At 66.0% G+C, this 1551-nt stretch carries 1 protein-coding gene; it reads left to right on the top strand.

The genetic code is table 11. The features are described from left to right. The coding region (locus AAGI46_17175) for a cation:proton antiporter (protein ID MEM1013939.1) at positions 1 to 1551 on the top strand (1551 nt) is incomplete at both ends.

Here is a 1551-nt window from a genome sequence, read left to right as displayed (position 1 = left end):
TGCTCGGGTACGGCTGGCCGGCGGCGGCGCTGCTGGGAAGCATCGTCGGGAGCCACACGTTGCTTGCCCTGCCGCTCGCGCAACAGCTCGGCATTGCCAAAAACCGAGCGTTGGTGATTGCTACGGGCGCGACGCTGGTGACTGACCTCGTCTCGCTGCTGGTGCTCGCGGTGGTCCAGGGCGTCGTCAGCGGGGACGCCGGCCCGACGTTCTGGCTCAGTTTTGCCATCGGCGCTTCGATCTGGGGCGTGCTGGTCATGATCGGACTGCCTCGGGTAGCGCGGTCGTTTTTCTACCGCGTCCGGCGCGAAGACGATGCCGCGTTTGCGTTCCTCCTCGCCTCGGTGTTTCTGGCGGCCTGGACGGCTTCGCTCGTCGGGCTTGCGCCGATCATCGGGGCGTTCCTGGCGGGCATCGCCCTGAACCAACTCATCCCGAAGCGAAGCCCACTGATGACCCGGCTCCGGTTCGTCGGCGACGCGATCCTGGTACCGTTCTTTCTAGTGTCGGTCGGGTTGCTGGTCGATGTCCGGGTGCTCGGGTCGCTCGAAGTGTGGGGCTTGGCGCTGTTGTTCACGGGCATCGTACTCGTTGGCAAGGGCACGGCAGCGGCGCTCAGTATTCCGCTGATGAAGTTTTCCGTGCCGGAGGGTCTTACCGTGGCCGGCCTCACGATGCCGCAGGCTGCCGCGACGTTGGCGGTCACGCTGATCGGGTTCGATATCGGCCTGTTTAGCCAAACAGCGGTCAATGCCGTTGTGCTGGTCATCGTGCTCACGTGTCTGATTGGACCGAGTTTGGTGCAGGCGTTTGGACGTCAAGTGGCGCTCGCCGAGGCGTCGCGGCCGTACGAGCCGGCGAATGCGCCCGAGCGGATTCTCATTCCGCTGGCCAACCCAGAGACGTCGGCCAGTCTGATGGAGCTGGCCCTGTTGCTTCGCAGCCCCGACAGCGAGGAGCCGGTGTATCCCGTGGCCGTCGCCCGAGGAGGAAGCGATGAGGCCAGCAACGTGGCGGCCGCCGAACGGCTGATGGAACGCGCCCTTCTGCACGCAACATCGGCCAGTGTGCGCGCGGTATCGACGGTGCGTATCGACGACAACCCGGTACGAGGCATCGTCCGGGCCGCTCGAGAATTGCGCGCCTCGGAAATCGTCGCCGGCTGGAATGGCGAATGGACGCCGGGCGACCGCGTCTTCGGGCACGTCATCGACGGCGTAACGGCGGAAAGTCAGGCGATGGTCGTCGTGGCACGCCTCGAAGCACCGCTGGCCGCCGCGAAGCGCCTCCTGCTCCTCACTCCGCCGTTGGCCTACCGGGAAGCCGGCTTTGCGCGTGCGGCCCGTGTGCTCAAGGTGCTGGCGAAGCAGAAAGGCCTGGAACTCGTTCTCATCGCTGAATCCACCGAATTCGAAGAAGTCGATGCCCGCTTCGACGCCGCCCGTCCGGACGTGACGATCGAGCCGCAGCCTGTCAACTCGTGGCGAGACGCCGTCCGCACGCTCGACGAGATTGCCACGACCGGCGACGTGCTCGCGCTCGTCGATGTGC

This window comes from Planctomycetota bacterium (assembly GCA_038746835.1).
In the GTDB taxonomy this organism is placed as follows: domain Bacteria; phylum Planctomycetota; class Phycisphaerae; order Tepidisphaerales; family Tepidisphaeraceae; genus JBCDKH01.
This window is presented reverse-complemented; position numbering and strand designations above follow the sequence as displayed.